General features: G+C 61.2%; 15 protein-coding genes and 1 pseudogene. 9 read left to right on the forward strand and 7 right to left on the reverse strand.

Annotated features, from left to right (window positions below; genetic code table 11):
* Positions 1-144 precede the first annotated feature (144 nt).
* The 4 genes from ABWL43_RS20425 (at position 145) to ABWL43_RS20440 (ending at position 5,457) form a co-directional block, all read left to right on the forward strand.
* Positions 145-1,434 carry a M18 family aminopeptidase gene (locus ABWL43_RS20425; RefSeq protein WP_404483969.1) on the forward strand — a complete coding sequence of 430 codons (1,290 nt, stop codon included), beginning with the start codon at positions 145-147 and terminating at the stop codon, positions 1,432-1,434.
* A 245-nt stretch (positions 1,435-1,679) separates the two neighbouring features.
* Positions 1,680-1,856 carry a hypothetical protein gene (locus tag ABWL43_RS20430; protein ID WP_178119653.1) on the forward strand — a complete coding sequence of 59 codons (177 nt, stop codon included), beginning with the start codon at positions 1,680-1,682 and terminating at the stop codon, positions 1,854-1,856.
* Between the two features lie 72 nt (positions 1,857-1,928).
* Positions 1,929-4,094: a mechanosensitive ion channel family protein gene (locus ABWL43_RS20435; protein WP_145158801.1), complete on the forward strand. Its 2,166-nt coding sequence runs from the start codon at positions 1,929-1,931 to the stop codon at positions 4,092-4,094.
* A 16-nt stretch (positions 4,095-4,110) separates the two neighbouring features.
* Positions 4,111-5,457, forward strand: coding sequence for an amidohydrolase (locus ABWL43_RS20440; protein WP_404483972.1), 1,347 nt, complete (start codon positions 4,111-4,113; stop codon positions 5,455-5,457).
* A gap of 112 nt (positions 5,458-5,569) precedes the next feature.
* On the opposite strand, the gene ABWL43_RS20445 is transcribed toward ABWL43_RS20440, so the two are convergent.
* Together ABWL43_RS20445 and ABWL43_RS20450 are read right to left on the reverse strand one after the other, a co-directional pair.
* On the reverse strand, positions 5,570-5,794 hold the full coding sequence (locus tag ABWL43_RS20445) for an MbtH family protein (RefSeq protein ID WP_028617283.1): 225 nt from the start codon (positions 5,792-5,794) through the stop codon (positions 5,570-5,572).
* 83 nt (positions 5,795-5,877) lie between these two features.
* Positions 5,878-7,290 carry an aspartate aminotransferase family protein gene (locus ABWL43_RS20450; RefSeq protein ID WP_404483975.1) on the reverse strand — a complete coding sequence of 471 codons (1,413 nt, stop codon included), beginning with the start codon at positions 7,288-7,290 and terminating at the stop codon, positions 5,878-5,880.
* A gap of 520 nt (positions 7,291-7,810) precedes the next feature.
* Between ABWL43_RS20450 and ABWL43_RS20455 the strand changes: the two genes are divergently transcribed.
* Both ABWL43_RS20455 and ABWL43_RS20460 read left to right on the forward strand, forming a co-directional pair.
* The gene (locus tag ABWL43_RS20455) at positions 7,811-8,113 is read left to right on the forward strand and encodes a transposase (RefSeq protein ID WP_014717988.1); all 303 of its coding nucleotides are present in this window, start codon (positions 7,811-7,813) and stop codon (positions 8,111-8,113) included.
* Between the two features lie 8 nt (positions 8,114-8,121).
* Positions 8,122-8,946: an IS3 family transposase gene (locus ABWL43_RS20460; protein ID WP_404488431.1), complete on the forward strand. Its 825-nt coding sequence runs from the start codon at positions 8,122-8,124 to the stop codon at positions 8,944-8,946.
* Between the two features lie 346 nt (positions 8,947-9,292).
* On the opposite strand, the gene ABWL43_RS20465 is transcribed toward ABWL43_RS20460, so the two are convergent.
* From ABWL43_RS20465 to ABWL43_RS20475, 3 genes are all read right to left on the reverse strand, one after another.
* Positions 9,293-10,060, reverse strand: coding sequence for an N-acetylmuramoyl-L-alanine amidase (locus ABWL43_RS20465; RefSeq protein WP_404483978.1), 768 nt, complete (start codon positions 10,058-10,060; stop codon positions 9,293-9,295).
* A 123-nt stretch (positions 10,061-10,183) separates the two neighbouring features.
* The gene (locus tag ABWL43_RS20470) at positions 10,184-11,503 is read right to left on the reverse strand and encodes an ATP-binding protein (protein ID WP_242195561.1); all 1,320 of its coding nucleotides are present in this window, start codon (positions 11,501-11,503) and stop codon (positions 10,184-10,186) included.
* Positions 11,503-12,198 carry a response regulator transcription factor gene (locus ABWL43_RS20475; RefSeq protein WP_106576501.1) on the reverse strand — a complete coding sequence of 232 codons (696 nt, stop codon included), beginning with the start codon at positions 12,196-12,198 and terminating at the stop codon, positions 11,503-11,505. The genes ABWL43_RS20470 and ABWL43_RS20475 overlap by 1 nt, the downstream gene beginning before the upstream one ends.
* Positions 12,199-12,375: 177 nt before the next feature.
* Here ABWL43_RS20475 and dsbD point away from each other — a divergent pair, with 177 nt between their 5' ends.
* Genes dsbD through dsbG form a run of 3 tightly spaced genes read left to right on the forward strand, consistent with a single transcriptional unit; the run spans position 12,376 to position 15,685 of the window.
* Positions 12,376-14,103: a protein-disulfide reductase DsbD gene (dsbD, locus tag ABWL43_RS20480; protein WP_404483981.1), complete on the forward strand. Its 1,728-nt coding sequence runs from the start codon at positions 12,376-12,378 to the stop codon at positions 14,101-14,103.
* Positions 14,103-14,948 (forward strand): TlpA disulfide reductase family protein, encoded by an 846-nt coding sequence (locus ABWL43_RS20485; protein WP_106576499.1) that lies wholly within the window; start codon positions 14,103-14,105, stop codon positions 14,946-14,948. The genes dsbD and ABWL43_RS20485 overlap by 1 nt, the downstream gene beginning before the upstream one ends.
* Positions 14,924-15,685, forward strand: coding sequence for a thiol:disulfide interchange protein DsbG (dsbG, locus tag ABWL43_RS20490; RefSeq protein ID WP_404483984.1), 762 nt, complete (start codon positions 14,924-14,926; stop codon positions 15,683-15,685). The genes ABWL43_RS20485 and dsbG overlap by 25 nt, the downstream gene beginning before the upstream one ends.
* Before the next feature lie 266 nt (positions 15,686-15,951).
* Here the strand turns inward: dsbG and ABWL43_RS20495 are convergent.
* Together ABWL43_RS20495 and ABWL43_RS20500 are read right to left on the reverse strand one after the other, a co-directional pair.
* Positions 15,952-16,950 (reverse strand): annotated as a pseudogene (locus ABWL43_RS20495) (chitinase); the annotation flags it as partial.
* 40 nt (positions 16,951-16,990) lie between these two features.
* The gene (locus ABWL43_RS20500) at positions 16,991-17,626 is read right to left on the reverse strand and encodes a lytic polysaccharide monooxygenase auxiliary activity family 9 protein (protein WP_404483987.1); all 636 of its coding nucleotides are present in this window, start codon (positions 17,624-17,626) and stop codon (positions 16,991-16,993) included.
* Positions 17,627-17,652 lie beyond the last annotated feature (26 nt).

Raw genomic sequence — 17,652 nt, forward strand, 5'->3', positions numbered from 1 at the left:
TCTGTGCCAAATACATGGCTGACACATCGCTATCGCAGGCAAGCCAGCTCCCACAGTCGTTTTGAGTTGTGCTCAAGCAGGTAGCTTCACTTCAAATGTGGAGCCAATACGGTAAACTCCGCGCATTGCTGTCTGGAGCTATTTATGCGCGAAGCGTTGAATCAAGGCCTGATCGACTTCCTCAAGGCCTCCCCTACTCCTTTTCATGCCACTGCCGCCCTCGCCCAGCGCCTGGAAGCGGCCGGTTATCAGCGTCTCGACGAGCGCGAAACCTGGACCACCGAGGCCAACGGTCGTTACTACGTGACCCGTAACGATTCGTCGATCATCGCCTTCAAGCTCGTTCGCCACTCGCCGCTGCAAGGCGGGATTCGCCTGGTCGGCGCCCACACCGACAGCCCGTGCCTGCGCGTCAAGCCCCAGCCGGAGCTGCAACGCCAGGGCTTCTGGCAGCTGGGCGTGGAAGTCTACGGCGGCGCGCTGCTGGCGCCGTGGTTCGACCGCGACCTGTCGCTGGCCGGCCGCGTGACCTTCCGCCGTGACGGCAAAGTCGAAAGCCAACTGATCGACTTCAAGCTGCCCATCGCGATCATCCCCAACCTGGCCATTCACCTGAACCGTGAAGCCAACCAGGGCTGGGCGATCAATGCGCAGACCGAGCTGCCGCCGATCCTCGCGCAATTTGCCGGTGACGAACGCGTGGACTTTCGCGCCGTGCTCACCGAGCAACTGGCGCGTGAACATGGTTTGAACGCCGACGTGGTGCTCGACTACGAGTTGAGCTTCTACGACACCCAAAGCGCCGCGGTGATTGGCCTCAATGGTGACTTCATCGCCGGTGCGCGCCTGGACAACCTGCTGTCGTGCTACGCCGGCCTGCAAGCCTTGCTCACCAGCGAAACCGACGAAACCTGTGTGCTGGTGTGCAACGACCATGAAGAAGTCGGCTCCTGCTCGGCGTGCGGTGCCGATGGCCCGATGCTGGAACAGACATTGCGCCGCCTGTTGCCTGAGGGTGATGAATTCGTACGCACCATTCAGAAGTCACTCTTGGTGTCGGCGGACAATGCTCACGGCGTGCACCCCAACTACGCCGAGAAACACGACGCCAACCACGGCCCGAAACTCAACGCGGGCCCGGTGATAAAGGTCAACAGCAACCAGCGCTACGCCACCAACAGCGAAACCGCCGGCTTCTTCCGCCACCTGTGCATGGCCCAGGAAGTACCGGTGCAGAGCTTCGTGGTGCGCAGCGACATGGGCTGCGGCTCGACCATCGGCCCGATCACCGCCAGCCACCTGGGCGTGCGCACGGTGGACATCGGCCTGCCGACGTTTGCCATGCACTCGATCCGTGAGCTGTGTGGCAGCCATGACCTGGCGCATTTGGTGAAGGTGCTCGGTGCGTTCTATGCGAGCCGCGATCTGCCCTGATGTCGGGGCGCGACCAAGGCAGGCAACCCGCGCCCCCACTTGACCTGTAAATACAGTCAAATGTGGGAGCGGGCTTGCCCGCGAAGGCGGTCCATCAGTGGGCAGATTCAGTCACTGACACCGCATATTCGGGGGCAAGCCCCCTCCCACATTCAGTTGTGGGTACACATGATCTGCATCATCTGCACTTTCCATAATCCGACCTAGACTTGTCAGTATTCCCACTCCGACAAGGCCGTCGCCCCATGATCTCCATGTCCTCCTTCCACGCCATGCTCATCCCGATCCTCATCGGCATGATCCTGCTGGCCGTCGGCTTCAACTTTCGCGACAAGCCGGTCGGCGTGTTTGGCATGTGGATTGGCATGCTGCTGATCCTCGGCACCGTGGTTTACAAGATCCTCGCCAAACTGGCGGAATGACAAATGCACTCGCATTGGGCATAACGGCCTCGTACACTCGGTCAATTCGTCGTTTTCAAGGTTGACCGCCTCGTGCTCTCGCGTCTTTTTGCTCTGCCCTGCTACTGCCTGATTGCCCTGCTGATGTTGCTGCCGATAGCGCCTGCCCAAGCCGTGAGCTTGCCCGGCCTGCTCGGCAGCGCCAACAAGACTCAACCCCAGGCCGATGTGCCGCTGGGGCAGTCGCTGGACGAGGTGATCAAGACCCTCGAAAACGACCAGCAGCGCACCCAGCTGTTGAGCGACCTGAAGAAACTGCGCGAAGCCACGCAAAAAGCCCAACCCGCCGCTGAACAAGGCGTGCTCGGGTTGATCGGCAGCACGCTGTCCGACCTCGAACAGCAGTTCTCCGGCGCCGACAGCCCGGTGCAACGCTGGTCCAACGAGGTCGAACTGGCCAAGGATGAACTGGGCGCCCTGATGCTGCCCGCCAGTGAATGGCTGCCGATCATCTTCGGTTTTGCCGTGATCCTGGCCGTGTGGAGCCTGCTGGCCGCCGCGCTGATCTGGCTCAGCCACCGTCTACGCGAACGTTTCGGCCTGCCCGAAGAACTGCCGCAACACCCGCGCACCTGGGACATGCTGCGCTTCGCCCTGCGCAAGTTGGGGCCGTGGCTGATCGCCTTGGTGATCACCGTTTACCTGAGCTACGCCCTGCCTTCGTCCCTGGGTAAATCCCTGGCGATGGTGCTGGCTTACGCGCTGGTGGTCGGCACCTGTTTCTCGGCGATCTGCGTGATTGCCTTCTCCGTACTCGACGGCCCGCACCGCCACCGGGCGCTGTATATCCTGCGTCACCAGGCCTTCCGTCCATTGTGGTGGATCGGCAGTTTCGCCGCCTTTGGCGAAGCCCTGAGCGACCCACGGCTGGTAACGGCCCTGGGCCAGCATCTGGCCCACACGGCGGCGACGGTCGCCAATGTGATGGCGGCGCTGTCCACCGGCGTGTTTATCCTGCGTTTTCGCCGGCCGATCGCGCACCTGATCCGCAACCAGCCGCTGTCGCGGCGCCTTACGCGCCGTGCCCTCACCGATACCCTGTCGATCATCGGCACCTTCTGGTACTTGCCGGCATTGTTGCTGGTGGGCATTTCACTGTTCGCCACCTTCCTGTCCGCCGGCGACACCAGCACCGCCTTGCGCCAGTCATTGTTGTGCACGGTGTTGCTGGTGTTGTGCATGGTCATCAACGGCCTGGTGCGCCGCCATGCGCTCAAGCCACAACGCGGGCACAAGCGCCACGCGCTGTACTCCGATCGCCTGAAAAGCTTCGTGTATACCCTGGCTCACTTAGTGGTGTGGCTGGTGTTTATCGAACTCGGCCTGCGTGTATGGGGCCTGTCGATGATTCGCTTTACCGAAGGCGACGGCCATGAAATCAGCGTCAAGCTGTTTGGCCTTGGCGGCACGCTGTTGTTTGCCTGGCTGATCTGGATCCTCAGCGACACCGCCATCCACCACGCCCTGACCCGCTCGCGCAAAGGCCTCGCGAACGCGCGTGCGCAGACGATGATGCCGTTGATCCGCAACGTGCTGTTTGTGACCATTTTCATCATCGCCGCCATCGTGGCGCTGGCGAACATGGGCATGAACGTTACGCCGCTGCTGGCCGGTGCCGGTGTGATCGGTATTGCCATCGGTTTTGGTGCACAGTCGCTGGTGGCGGACTTGATCACCGGCCTGTTCATCATCATCGAAGACTCGCTGGCCATCGACGACTACGTGGATGTCGGCGGCCACCTTGGCACCGTCGAAGGCCTGACCATCCGCACCGTGCGCCTGCGCGACATCGACGGCATCGTGCACACCATTCCGTTCAGCGAAATCAAGAGCATCAAAAACTACTCGCGGGAATTTGGCTACGCGATCTTCCGCGTGGCGATCCCCTACAACATGGAAATCGACGACGCGATCAAGTTGATGCGCGACGTCGGCCAGAAAATGCGCAACGACCCACTGCAACGCCGCAACATCTGGTCGCCGCTGGAGATTCAGGGCGTGGAAAGCTTTGAGTCCGGCAGTGCGATCCTGCGGGCGCGGTTCAAGACCGCGCCGATCAAGCAGTGGGAAGTGTCGCGGGCGTTCAACCTGGCGCTCAAGCGTCAGCTGGATGAAGCCGGGCTCGACCTGGCGACGCCGCGCTTGAGTGTGCAGGTGGTCACTGCCGGCACCGTGCAGGAGAAAGAACCACAACAATAAAGAGGGAGAGGTACTTATGCGTTTGAACGGTCTGACACACCCATGGGTTTTCGGAATGCTCTGCGGGCTAGCCAGCAGTGCAGTGATTGCCGCCAGCAGCGGCCAGGAGAGCGCCCGGGAGGAAATCGCCGCGCAGGCAAAAATCCTTGAACCGGCGTTACTGGAAACCCGCCGCGATATCCACGCCCACCCCGAACTGGGCAACACCGAAACGCGCACCGCCGAGCTGGTCGCCAAGCAACTGCGCGCGTTGGGCCTTGAGGTAACAACCGGCGTGGCGCGTACCGGCGTCGTCGCGATCTTGAAGGGCGCCCTGCCCGGCCCAACCGTGGCCCTGCGCGCGGACATGGACGCGCTGCCGGTCAAGGAAGTCGCCGACCTGCCCTTCGCCTCCAAAGCCAAGGGCACCTACCTGGGCAAGGAAGTCGACGTGATGCACGCCTGCGGCCACGACGCCCACACCGCGATCCTGCTGAGCACGGCGAAGATTCTCACCGGCATGCGCGACCGGCTGCCCGGCACCGTGGTGTTTTACTTCCAGCCGGCCGAAGAAGGCCCAAGCGACTTTATCCCCGATGGCAAAAACACCTGGGGCGCGAAGATGATGGTGCAGGAAGGCGTGATGCAAGCGCCCAAGCCCGACGCGGTATTCGGCCTGCATGTGTGGGCCGGCGTGCCTGCCGGGCAAATCGCCTACCGCCCGGGCCCGACCCTGGCCAGCTCCGATGACCTGCGCATCAAGATCCTTGGCAAACAGACCCACGCCGGCCGCCCTTGGGACGGCATCGACCCGATCACCGTCGGCGCGCAGACCATTGTCGGCCTGCAAACCGTGGTCAGCCGTCGCACCGACATCTCGTCATTTCCATCGGTGGTGAGCATTGGCACCATCAACGGCGGCACGCGCTACAACATCATTCCCGAGTCGGTGGACATGAGCGGCACCATTCGCTCCTACGACTACGGCATTCGTCAGAAGCTGCACGCCGACGTGCGCCAGACGGTAGAGAAAATCGCCGAGAGTGGCGGCGCCAAGGCCGAAGTCACGATCATCGAGAAGTACGACCCGACCATCAATAACCCGGCGCTGACCGAGAGCATGCTGCCAAGCCTGCGCTGGGCGGCCAAGGATGATGTGGTGCAGGCCCCATTGGTGGGCGGCGCGGAGGACTTTTCGTTCTATGCCAAGCAAGCGCCGGGGCTGTTTGTGTTTCTGGGGGTGACGCCAAGGGATCAGGACATGAGCAAAGCGGCGCCGAATCATAATCCGGGCTTCTTTGTGGATGAGTCGGCGCTGGTGGTGGGCGTGCGGACGCTGGCTTCGTTGGCGACGGATTATCTGTACACCCATACGCCGCAGTAAGGCTGTATGTGGGAGCGGGCTTGCTCGCGAATGCGGTACGCCAGTCACTGAATGGGCTAGCTGATACACCGCATTCGCGAGCAAGCCCGCTCCCACATTGGATTGCAGCGTGTCAGCCCGCCAGCGCAGCGCCATCCATCTTCTGGCGCAGGCTCAGCGGGCGCATGTCGGTCCAGACTTCCTCGATGTAAGCCAGGCACTCTTTTTTCATGCCGCTCTTGCCCACGGTGCGCCAGCCTTCCGGCACGGCCTTGTAGTCGGGCCAGATGGAATACTGCTCTTCGTGGTTGACCACTACCTGAAACAGGATGTCGTCGCGGTCAAATACTGAGGTCATTGCTGTTCTCCATCGCTCATAGAACTGGCTGCGCACCACGCGCAGCGCTGATATCTGTAGAAACGTACCAAGCGTGCGAAAAATTAGAGGTTGGCGACCGCTGCCGCCAGGGCGCGGCCGAAGATCTCGGCAACGCGGTCGATTTCGGCGGCGGTGATCACCAGCGGCGGCAGGAAGCGCACCACACTGCCGTGCCGGCCGCCCAGCTCCAGAATCAGCCCACGCTTGAGGCATTCACGCTGCACCAGCGGCGCCAGTTGGCGATGCACAGGCGGATGGCCCTGGATATCGACGGCGCCGCTCGGGTCGACCAGTTCCACGCCGAGCATCAGCCCACGTCCCCGAATATCCCCCAACTGCGGGAAGTCGCGCTGCAGAATGCGCAGGTGCTCGCCAAGGCGTTCGCCCATGGCGGCGGCGTGGCCGGCCAGGTCGTGTTGCTTTAGGTAGCGCATCACCGCCGAGCCCGCCGCCATCGCCATCTGGTTGCCACGGAATGTTCCGGCATGTGCGCCCGGCAACCAAGTGTCGAGCCAGTCGCGATACACCACCACCGCCAGCGGCAAGCTGCCGCCGATGGCTTTGGACATCACCACCACATCCGGGATGATGCCGGCGTGCTCGAAGGCAAACATCTTGCCGGTGCGCCCGAAGCCGCTCTGGATCTCATCGACGATCAGCGCCACACCGGCTTGCTCGGTGATGCGGCGCAGGCCGCGCAGCCAGTCGAGATCGGCCGGGATCACACCGCCCTCGCCCTGCACCACTTCGACAATCACTGCCGCCGGCAACAACACGCCGGCTTCCGGGTCATTGAGCAGGTTTTCCAGGTAATGCAGGTTGACCCGCACGCCTTCGGTGCCGCCCAGGCCGAAGGGGCAACGGTAGTCGTAAGGGTAAGGCAGAAATTGCACGCCATTGCCGAGCAAAGCGCCCAAGGGCTTTTTCGGCCCCAGGCTGCCCATCAGGCTCAGCGCACCTTGGCTCATGCCGTGATAACCGCCCTGGAAAGACAACACGGTGCTGCGCCCGGTGGCGGTGCGCACCAGCTTCAGTGCGGCTTCGACGGCATCGGTGCCGGTGGGGCCGCAGAACTGAATTTTCGCTTCACGTGCCAGTTCGGTCGGCAGCAGGCCGAACAGGTCCTGCACGAACTGGTCTTTCACCGGAGTGGTCAGGTCGAGGGTGTGCAGCGGCAGTTCGTCGCTCAGAACCTGCTGAATGGCTTCGATCACCACCGGGTGGTTGTGGCCCAACGCCAGGGTGCCAGCGCCGGCCAGGCAGTCGATGAAACGACGGCCTTCAACGTCTTCCACATAGATGCCCTTGGCGCGCTTGAGCGCCAGGGGGATACGCCGAGGGTAGCTGCGGGCGTTGGACTCCTGCTGGCGTTGGCGGGCCAGTATCGGGGTTTCTTCGAATTGGTAGAGTGTTTCTGCGCACGCCGGGCTGGCGTGCACCGGGGCGTCTTCGATACGGCTGGTAGCGACTGACATCTCTCGATCCCTCAATACGCGGGTGGGGTGACCAAACTGGCGATCCGCGCGCGCGCGGATTTCATGTTCTGGAGACGCACCAGGCGGTGGGGGATTTAGGCTTGTTATGGTTTTTTGAGGTGGGGAATATCCGGTTTTTTGGTGATGGCGGGCAGGGGTTTCGCCCTTACCTAGGCCTAGTGGTTAGATCAAAAGCGAAAGCAAGGCGGCCTGATTCTGGAAGCTGGGACTCAATCAAAGGTGGGAGCTGGCTTGCCTGCGATGGCATCAACCCGGTGTACCTGATGGACCGAGGTGTCTGCATCGCAGGCAAGCCAGCTCCCACAGAAAAGCAAAGCAGTGCGGTGGTGGCGGTCTGTACTCGGTCGACTTGTGGGAGCGGGCTTGCTTGCGAAGGTGGTGGGTCAGTCAACTCATGTGTAGCTGACACACCGCATTCGCGGGCAAGCTGAACTGGCCTAATGATTTTGGACACTTCAATCGGGCGCTATGATGGCGCTCAAATCTGAGGTGTTTGGCTATGCGTAAATCTTATTCGAGTGAGTTCAAGCTCAAGGCCGCCAGCATGGTGCTGGATGAAGGTCAGCCTGTTACCGAGGTCTGTGCCAGCCTGGATATTGGCCCTACGGCCCTGCGTCGCTGGGTCGATCAAGTGCAAAAAGAACGCTTGGGTTCTACTCCGGTGGGGGCCAAGGCGATTACCGCTGATCAACGAGAAATCCAGAGGCTCAAAGCTCTGCTCAGGGAGAAAGACCTGGACATTGAAATCCTAAAAAAGGCCAGTGCTCTCCTGCTTTTGGACGCCAAAGATCATTCACGCTGATCGAGGAGCTGGACGAGCAGTACGGCGTTAGAAGGTGTTGCCGCGCGTTCGGGGTCAACCGCAGTAGCTTTTACGCCTGGCGCCAGCGCCAAGGAAAAGAAAATCCTGAGCGAGAGAAACTCAAAGCCGCGCTGGTCAGGCATCACAAGGCGTCGAGAGAATCGGCGGGCGCACGTACTTTGGCCAAAGAGCTGCAAGCTAGAGGGCATCGTGTCGGTCGGTACATGGTTCGCAGTCTGATGCGCGAAGCAGGCATCGCCAGTCGTCAGCGCAGGCGTCATAAATACAAGTCGCCGGGTGTAGAGGCCTTGGTGGCACCGCATGTGCTCAAGCGGAAATTTGATGTGACGGCGGTTAATCAGGTGTGGTGTGGCGACGTGACTTACATCAAGGTCGGCAAGCGATGGTTGTACTTCGCCGTCGTTCTGGATTTGTACGCTCGTAGGATCGTTGGCTGGTCGTTCTCGATGATTTCTGATGCCAACCTGACCTGCGAAGCGCTACGTATGGCGGTGGAGCTACGCGGCCATCCTCAGGATGTGTTGTTTCATTCTGACCAAGGTTGTCAGTACACCAGTCATAAATTCCGAAATGAGCTGCTGAAACAGGGGTTTAGGCAGAGTATGAGCCGTAAAGGCGAGTGTTGGGACAACGCCCCGATGGAGCGTTTCTTTGGTAGCTTGAAATCAGAGTGGGTGCCTGAAAAGGGCTACAAACTGGAGCATGAGGCCCGGGCAGACGTGCAGCGCTATGTCTCGCGCTACAACATCAGCAGACCTCACAGCTACAACGACTACCGGTCGCCGGTCGCGCAAGAGCGATTGACGGCGTAAACCTTAATCGGTGTCCAAGATTACTTGACCAGTTCAAGCCCGCTCCCACATTTGGATCTCTGTGTATTAGATAGAAGTGTGTTGCTGTGCTTTTGCTTCTACCACTCAGGTCGGCTACCAGGCCGCCGTGCTTTTGCTTTTGATCTGACAGGCCCCGTCAACCACGCTGGCCGAGCGCAGGCATGCCGAGCCTAGGCGAGGGGCCGAGTGGTGGGGCAAAGACCTTTTGGTTACTTTTGGCTGGGCCGGCATTCCGGGCGTTTGCCAAAAGTGACCCGCTGTAAGAGCGGAACCGCCAGTGGCCGTTACCGCAGCAACGGATATGTCCACCCCCCAAATAAGGCGCTCAAATCCCCCGATAACGATCATTCAACGCATACAAAATCGCACACGTCTCCCCATCCAAAACCCCACCATAATCCCGACTCCGAAAGTGCATCTGAAACGCCCGCGTCCTCAGCTCAAACGCCCGGCGATTCTGGGCCGGCTTATACCCATACCGCTGAAACGCCCGCTCCACCTCAACCTCCGGCGGCAACCCAAGACAAAACCGCCGCTGGTACATGCCCCGCGTCGCCTCATCAAACCAGGCCCCAACCCCTGCCTCGAACAAACACCGCCAAGGCAACCGAGGCCCCGGATCGCTCTTGCGCCAATAGGCAACATCCGAATGCCCAAGCACATCGGCAGGCCCAATCTGCGGATAGCGCCCAAGCACATCGCGAACCAACGCAATCAACACATCAACCTGTTCTTCGCCATACGCTGGAAACGTAAACACGCCCCCCTCATCCCGCGCCAAATTAACAATCTCGACACCAATCGACCGGCTATTGAGATCATCCCGCCCACCCCAATGACTGACCCCGGCATGCCACGCACGCTTATCCTCGTCCACCAGCCGAAACACGCGCAATTCGTCATGGCCGGTGGCGCGGTAGCCAGGGTCATCCGGATCGGGCAGCAAGTAGTGAGCGCTGACACCCTCTTGTGTGAGCGTACGCAGGGATGAAGCAAAAGGCGCCGCGGTGTAATGCAAAACCACCTGCTGCACGGGCTCAGCGTTACGCTCATTGAAACCCCTGGCGGGGAAACTGCTATCGACCACCAACATAAGAACCGTCCTTTTCAGTACAGGCCGAGTCATTCAGCCCGCTCAAGCGCAAAAAAATTACCGCCATCCTGAAGGGAAGAATGTCAGGCGGGCGGTAACTATTTGGTGCTTGAAGAAAAGTGCTCAGCGCCGCAACGGCATCCCCAGATCGACCCGCAAGCCATCTGCCTGACTGTCGAATTTCAGCGAGCAGGAGCAGCGCTGCACGATCGCCTGCACAATCGCCAGACCCAGCCCGCAGCCCTCGCTGCTGCCATTGCGCCAAAAGCGTTGGGTCAGGTATTGCAGGTCCTCGCTGGAAATCTGCTTGCCATGATCACGCACGCGGAACACCACCGTGTCGGCAGTGGTGAACACACTCAGCTCCACCCGGGTATCACCCGGCGTATGGCGCAGCGCGTTATCCAGCAGGTTGCGCAAGGCCGCGACCGCCAGGGCCACCGGCATTTCCACCGGCGTATCGGTGAGGTTGGCCGACAGGATCAGGTCGATACGCCGGTTGTCACCGGCGTTGGCATCCTGGATCGCCAGCCGTGCGACCTGTTCGGCGCTTGATTGCAGGCCGTCATCGAACGACAGGCTGCCTTCCACCCGCGCCAACAGCAGCAATTGCTCAAGGGTGCGATGCAGGCGGTCAGCGCCCTCCTCGGCATGGGCCAGGGACTGGTCGCGCGCCGCGCCGTCGGTCATGCGCGCCACTTGCAGGTGGGTCTTGATCGCCGTCAGCGGGCTGCGCAGCTCATGCGCGGCATCACCGGTGAGGCGGCGCTCACGCTCGATGGTCTTGGCGATGCGTTGCAACAGTTGGTTCTGGGTGTCGAGCAGCGGTTTAAGCTCGCTGGGCAGAGGGTGAATCTGCAAGGGTTCGAGCGAATCGGCGCTGCGGCGCATCAACGCGTCACGCATGCGGTTGAGCGGCAACAGGCTCTGGCCGATGCCCAGCCACAGCAGGCACAGGCAACCCAGCAAGGCTACGCCGACCGGCACCGAAGCCGCCAGCAGGATCGACAGGTTCAGCGCCTCGCGCTCCACCTGACGGTCGGCCGTGGTGATCAACAAGTCCCCCCGGGACAGGGTGAAACTGCGCCAGCCGACGCCGTCGATGACTTGATCGCGAAAGCCACTCTTGCGCGACTCCAGGCCTTCATCCGGGGTCATGTGGCTGCGCGCCAGAATTTCCCCACGCAGGGAGCTGACCTGGCAGGCCATGCCACCCGGCACATTCAGTTGCTCGGTGCGCAGGTGCGTACCGCCGCTCACACTGGCCAGGCCCGGCATCTGCTCGGTCAGCCCCGCGACCATGCGCGCCGACGCCACCAGACGCTGGTCGAGGGAGAACATCATCTGGTTGCGCAGATCGTTGAGCATCCAGGCCGCCGCCAGCAGCCAGATCAACACGAATGCAGCGCCCAGCTTGAATGTCAGGCGCAGGCGCAGGCTCATCACGAGGCGTGTTCTCCATCATCGGCCACGCCACCATCGGCCGTGCCCAGGCGATAACCGAGGCCGCGTACGGTCTCGACGATGCCGTTGCCCAATTTGCGCCGCAGGTGATGGATATGCACGTTGAGGGCGTTACTTTCCAGTTCGTCGTTAAAACCGTAGACGCTGTCCTTGAGCTGTTCGCTGGACAGCACCCGGCCTTTGTTATGCAACAAGGCCTGCAACAACGCTTGTTCGCGACGGGAAAGATCCACCGGCTCGCCGCCCAGGAAGGTTTCGCGGCTGCTGGGGTCGTAGGCGAGGCGGCCGTGTTCGATCAGGTTGACCCGGCGCCCCGCCACCCGCCGCAGCAGGGTTTGCAGGCGGGCGGCAAGCTCGCGCAGGTCGAAGGGCTTGAGCAGGTAATCGTCGGCACCGGCTTGCAGGCCGTCGACACGGTTGGTCACAGAATCGCGCGCCGTCAGAATCAGCACCGGAATCTCCAGTCCCTGGCTGCGCTGCTGTTGCAGCAGCTTGAGGCCGTCTTCGTCGGGCAAACCGAGGTCGAGCACCATGATGTCGAACGTGGCCGCCTTGAGCATCGCCCGTGCAGCCGCGGCCGTGGCCACGCGTTCGACGGTAAAGCCCTGAGCGCCGAGGCCGGCCACGATGCCGCTGGCGATCAGTTCGTCGTCTTCACAGACCAGTACGTGCATGGTGAACCCTTCATGAAAGATGGGGAGAATTAAAGGTGCAGCGGATTAAGCGCCGATTATGCCGTGAAAAGAGGCGCGCTCAGACACGCCCTTCACTTTAGAATAGCCCCCGGTTAATCATCGGTTAATCAACGCCACACATTGTGTCCCTAACTTGCACCAAACTAAGGCTTGACCATGCGGCATCTGTTTACCTTTCTACTGGTAATGTTCGCGGGATTCGCCCAGGCCGCGCCGGGCAACCCTTTTGAAAGCAAACCCGATTTCCTCCCGGTGGGCAAAGCCTTCACCTTTACCTCCGAACGCCTGGAGTCTGGCGAGACCCAGCTGTATTGGCAGATTGCCGACGGTTACTACCTGTACCAGCAACGCATGAAGTTCGACGGCCTGGCCGAAAAGCCGGTATTGCCGCAAGGCGAAGCCCACAGCGACGAGTTCTTCGGTGAGCAGCAAGTGTATCGCCAGGGCCTGGAAGTGAAGATTCCGGCCGGCGCCACCGGCCAGGTCAAGCTCGGCTGGCAGGGTTGTGCCGATGCCGGCCTGTGCTACCCGCCGCAGTCGATCACCGTGGACCTGGGCGGCAACCCCGCCGTCGCCGCCACCGCACAAGCCCAGGACCAGAGCCTGGCCAGCGGCCTGCAACAGCGCAGCCTGGGCTGGAGCCTGCTGGTGTTCTTTGGTCTGGGCCTGCTGCTGGCATTTGCCCCGTGTTCGCTGCCGATGCTGCCGATTCTCGCAGGCCTGGTGGTCGGCAGTGGCGCGAGCCCGCGTCGTGGTTTCGCCCTGGCCAGCAGCTACGTGATATGCATGGCGCTGGTATATGCAGCGCTGGGCGTACTGGCCGCGCTGCTCGGCGGCAACCTCGCAGCATGGCTGCAAACGCCGTGGATTCTTGGCAGTTTCGCCGCGCTGTTTGTGATCCTCGCCCTTCCAATGTTTGGTTTCTTTGAACTGCAATTGCCGGCCTTCCTGCGTGATCGCCTGGACAACGTCAGCCGTCAGCAAAGCGGCGGCAGCCTGGTAGGCGCCGGCGTGCTCGGTGCGCTCTCCGGCTTGCTGGTGGGGCCGTGCATGACCGCGCCACTGGCCGGCGCGCTGCTGTATATCGCCCAGAGCGGCGATGCGCTGCACGGTGGCCTGATTCTCTTCGCCATGGGCATCGGCATCGGCATCCCGCTGTTGCTGCTGGTGACGGTGGGCAACCGCTTCCTGCCGAAACCGGGCACTTGGATGAACGTGCTCAAGGGCGTTTTCGGCTTCCTGTTCCTGGGCACCGCGGTGCTGATGATTCGCCCGGTGGTCGGCGAAAGCCTGTGGCTCGGCCTGTGGGGCGTATTGGCCCTGGTGATGGCTTACTGCGGCTGGGGCCTGGCGCGCGAATACGGGCTGGCGGCCAAAGTGTTTGGCGCAGGCTCCCTGGTGCTGGGCCTGTGGGGCGCAGTGCTGGTGGTGGGCGCGGCCGGTGGCAGCGACGACCTCTGGCAACCGCTGAAAGTCTACGGTGGCTCGCGGGCTGCCGCCGCACCGAGCGCCCATGACGCGTTCATGACCATCAATAACCCGGCCGTGCTGCAGACCCAGCTCGACAGTGCCAAGGCCCAGGGCCAATGGGTGCTGGTGGATTACTACGCCGACTGGTGTGTGTCGTGCAAGATCATGGAAAAACAGGTATTCGGCAAACCGGAGGTGATGGACGCTCTTAAAGATGTGCGCCTGCTGCGCCTCGACGTCACCGCCGACAACGCTGCCAGCCGTGAGCTGCTGGGTCGCTACAAGGTACCGGGACCACCGAGCTTTGTGTGGATCGGCCCCAACGGTGAAGAACGTCGCGCCCAACGCATCACCGGCGAAGTGGATGCCGCCGCCTTCCTGCAACGCTGGACGCAAACCCGAGACGCACGCTGATGCTGACCCTGACCATCGGCACCTTCGCCATCGCCCTGAATCACATCCTGCTGATCAGCGCGTTGATTCTCGCCACCCTGGTGGGCTGGCGGGTGGCCAAGCGTGGCGGCGAAAACCCCGAATCGGTGCTGTTCACCCTGTTCCTGCTGGGCATGTTGGCCGCGCGCGTCAGCTTTGTCGTGATGTACTGGAGCGATTACAGCCGCGATCCCCTGCAGATGGTCGACCTGCGCGACGGTGGTTTCCTCGCCTGGCCCGGCGTGATTGCACTGGTACTCGGCGCCCTGTTGTACGGCTGGCGCCGCCCTGCCCTGCGCAAACCGTTGAGCGCCGGGGTGGTCACGGGCTTGGTGTTCTGGGGCCTGACCAGTTTATCGCTGAGCCTGTACGACAAAGGCGCGCAACTGCCGGACATCACCTTGCGCAACGCCAATGGCGACGTGGTGCAACTGGCCGACTACAAAGGCGGCCCGCTGGTGATCAACCTCTGGGCCACCTGGTGCCCACCGTGCCGCCGGGAAATGCCGGTACTGGAGCGCGCCCAGCACCAGCGCCCCGACGTGACCTTCCTGTTCGTCAACCAGGCCGAAAGCATGCAAAGCGTCAGCACCTTCCTCGCGACCCAAGGCCTGACCCTCGATAACGTATTGTTTGACGCCAGCGGCCGACTCGGCCAGGCCGTGGGCTCCATGGCCTTGCCGACCACGCTGTTCTACCAAGCCGATGGGCGCCTGATCAACAGCCACCTCGGTGAGCTGTCCCAAGCCAGCCTGGCCCGTGCCATGGAACCCTTCGACACCGCCCCTGAAAGGAAACCGACATGCCAAGCCTCCGCCACCTGCTGACCCTGCTGCCGCTGACGCTCGCGGCCACCCTGGCCCAGGCCGAAGACTGGCCGGCACCGATCAAACAGATCGAAGCCAAAGGCGCCAAGATCCTCGGCAAGTTCGATGCGCCCAGCGGCCTCACTGGCTACGCCGCGCAGTACCAGAACCGTGGCATGGCGCTGTACCTGACCGCCGACGGCAAAAGTGTGATTGCCGGCAACCTGTACGACGCCGACGGTAAAGACCTGAGCAGCGCGCCCCTGGAAAAACTGGTGTATGCGCCGATGGCCAAGGAAGTCTGGGCCAAGATGGAACACAGCAACTGGATTCAGGACGGCGATAAAAACGCGCCACGTATCGTCTACCTGTTCAGCGACCCCAACTGCCCGTACTGCAACATGTTCTGGGAACAGGCACGGCCGTGGGTAAAAGCCGGCAAGGTGCAGTTGCGCCACATCATGGTGGGCATTATCCGCGAGGACAGCCCAGGCAAGTCGGCTGCGCTGTTCGCCGCCAAAGACCCGCAAAAAGCCCTGGAAGAACACGAAGCCGCCGGCAAAGGCAGCAAATTGCAGGCGCTGGACAAGATCCCGGCGGACATCGAAGCCAAGCTCGATGCCAACATGAAGTTGATGGAAGAGCTGGAATTGTCGGCGACGCCGGCGATTTTCTATCTGGATGACAAAGGCGGGTTGCAGCAACAGCAAGGCGCACCGTCGCCGGACAAGCTGGCGAAGATTCTGGGGCCCAAGTAATCGGCGTTTGCCTAAGACTGCTTCGGGCTTGCGCAACAGAAACGAGCAAAGCAAATTCATAAAAACCGGATGAAAACTTGAGCCTGACGCAGAAAATCCGATGCCCAAAGAGGGCATCGGATTCTATTTGATAAAGCCAACGATCAGCTCATAAACATAGCTGTTTGAGATCAGGCACGTCTGCCCGATGTCTCTTTGCGCTACCGCCGATTGGCGACGTCGAGATCCGCCTCATCCTCACCGAGGCCAGACAGATGAGTGCCTGTGATCAACGGCCCATAACGGCGGCTGAATTCCCAGTTGTAGGGCACGTGGTTTTTGCTGATCCCGTTGTCCCAATTCACCGACCATGTCATCAGGCCCTTGATCGACAGCCCTTTGGCGTCCAAACGCTTGAATGCATTGGTCACGGCTGCGGGGTTGATCACATAACCGGTGGCGGCTGCGTCGACGTTGGCCGGCAGACCAATGACGAACTTGTCCGCCGGGATTTTGGTAAACCCTCGCGTTCCGCTCACCAGACTTTCGGTCAGGTAAAACAGGAAATCCTCTTTCATCGCGTCGTTGTTCTGGGCAATCCAGGCACCGTTGCCGTTGTTGGCCTCCTGCACCCAGATCCCGTCGCCCCCCTGGTTGTAATACTGCGGGGCAATGAAGTCGTAATAGCCTTCCAGCGCCTGGATGTAACCGACGTATTTGCCGGCGGTGGTCAGGTAAGGAAACTCCGGCGCCATGCTGATAATGAAGTGTTTGCCTTCACCGGCGTAATGGTCCTTGACCAGTTTCAACGCGGCGGGCAGGACAGTCTTGTTGTCGGCGAAATCAATCGCGCTCTGTTCAAGATCGATGTCCAGGCCATCAAAGCCATAGGTTTCCACCAGGCGGATAATCTCGTTGGCCAGTGGCTGTTCGTTGCCTTTATGCAGCTCGATGTGCGCATCAGCGCCGCCAAGGGAAATCAGCACCGCCCTGCCCTGACTGTTTAGCACGCCCACCTGGCGGCGGAACTCGGCGTCGGAAAGGTTGTATGGCTTGAACGTTGGGATACCGTTGCCTTTCATGAAGGCCACGGCCACCACGTTGTAATCCTTCGGCACGTCCGCCAGGTTCATATTGGCGAATTGGCCACGCTGGTAACCGTCGCTCGCGCCGGCAGGCCAGTTGTGCCAGAAGCCCATGAGGATCTTTTTGCCGGCAATGCTCGGCATCAGCGAAGCGACATCGTTCAGCGGCGATTTCAGTGAGTTGAAGTCAATATTTGTCATGTTCTAATCCTTCAGAACGTATGGGTTTAACGGCGCGGGCTTATTTGAAGTCCACGTCGAAGGCTTGATAGAAGGCGTTGCCGGTGTTGGCGACGATCCACATCAATACGATCACATGCTTGCCCTTTTTGTTGGCCGGCAGTTTCACTTCGTGATTGACCTTGGCCTTCAGTTCACCTGCATGGCTGAAGTACGGCACCTGGGTATAGAAGTCTTCGGCGAACGGCTGGGTTTCCAGTTGTGCACGGGTGATGCGCTGTTTCGGATCCCAGCCATCCTTGGTGATCAGCCAGCGATAGCCACGGGTGGTGTGCGGCGCGGTGTATTCCCAGGTGACCTCGAAGGTCTGACCCGGGTCGACATTGAGCAGCGGCCAGGTGAAAGCACGGTTGAGTTTCTTGGCCATTTCCTCGTTGGTGAAGTTGATGCAGTCACGGGCATCGGTCTTGCCGCCGCTGAGGATGAAGCCGTCGGCGGGTGGGGTGACGCTGTCACTGTCGGTTTGATAAGGCGCCGGGAACGGACCGGCAATCAGTGCCGGAAAGTTCTTGCCGCCTTCCATTTCATTGACCTGCCAGGTAGCCAGCAGGCCGAGATCCACGGCGACTGCGCCACGGCTGGAAGGGGACGTGACACGACCATGGCGAAGAGGTGTCTGGGTGTGTGGTTTGTTCATGTGTGACTCCATTGATAGTGATTAAG

The organism is Pseudomonas sp. HT11 (assembly GCF_044875395.1).
Taxonomy (GTDB): domain Bacteria; phylum Pseudomonadota; class Gammaproteobacteria; order Pseudomonadales; family Pseudomonadaceae; genus Aquipseudomonas.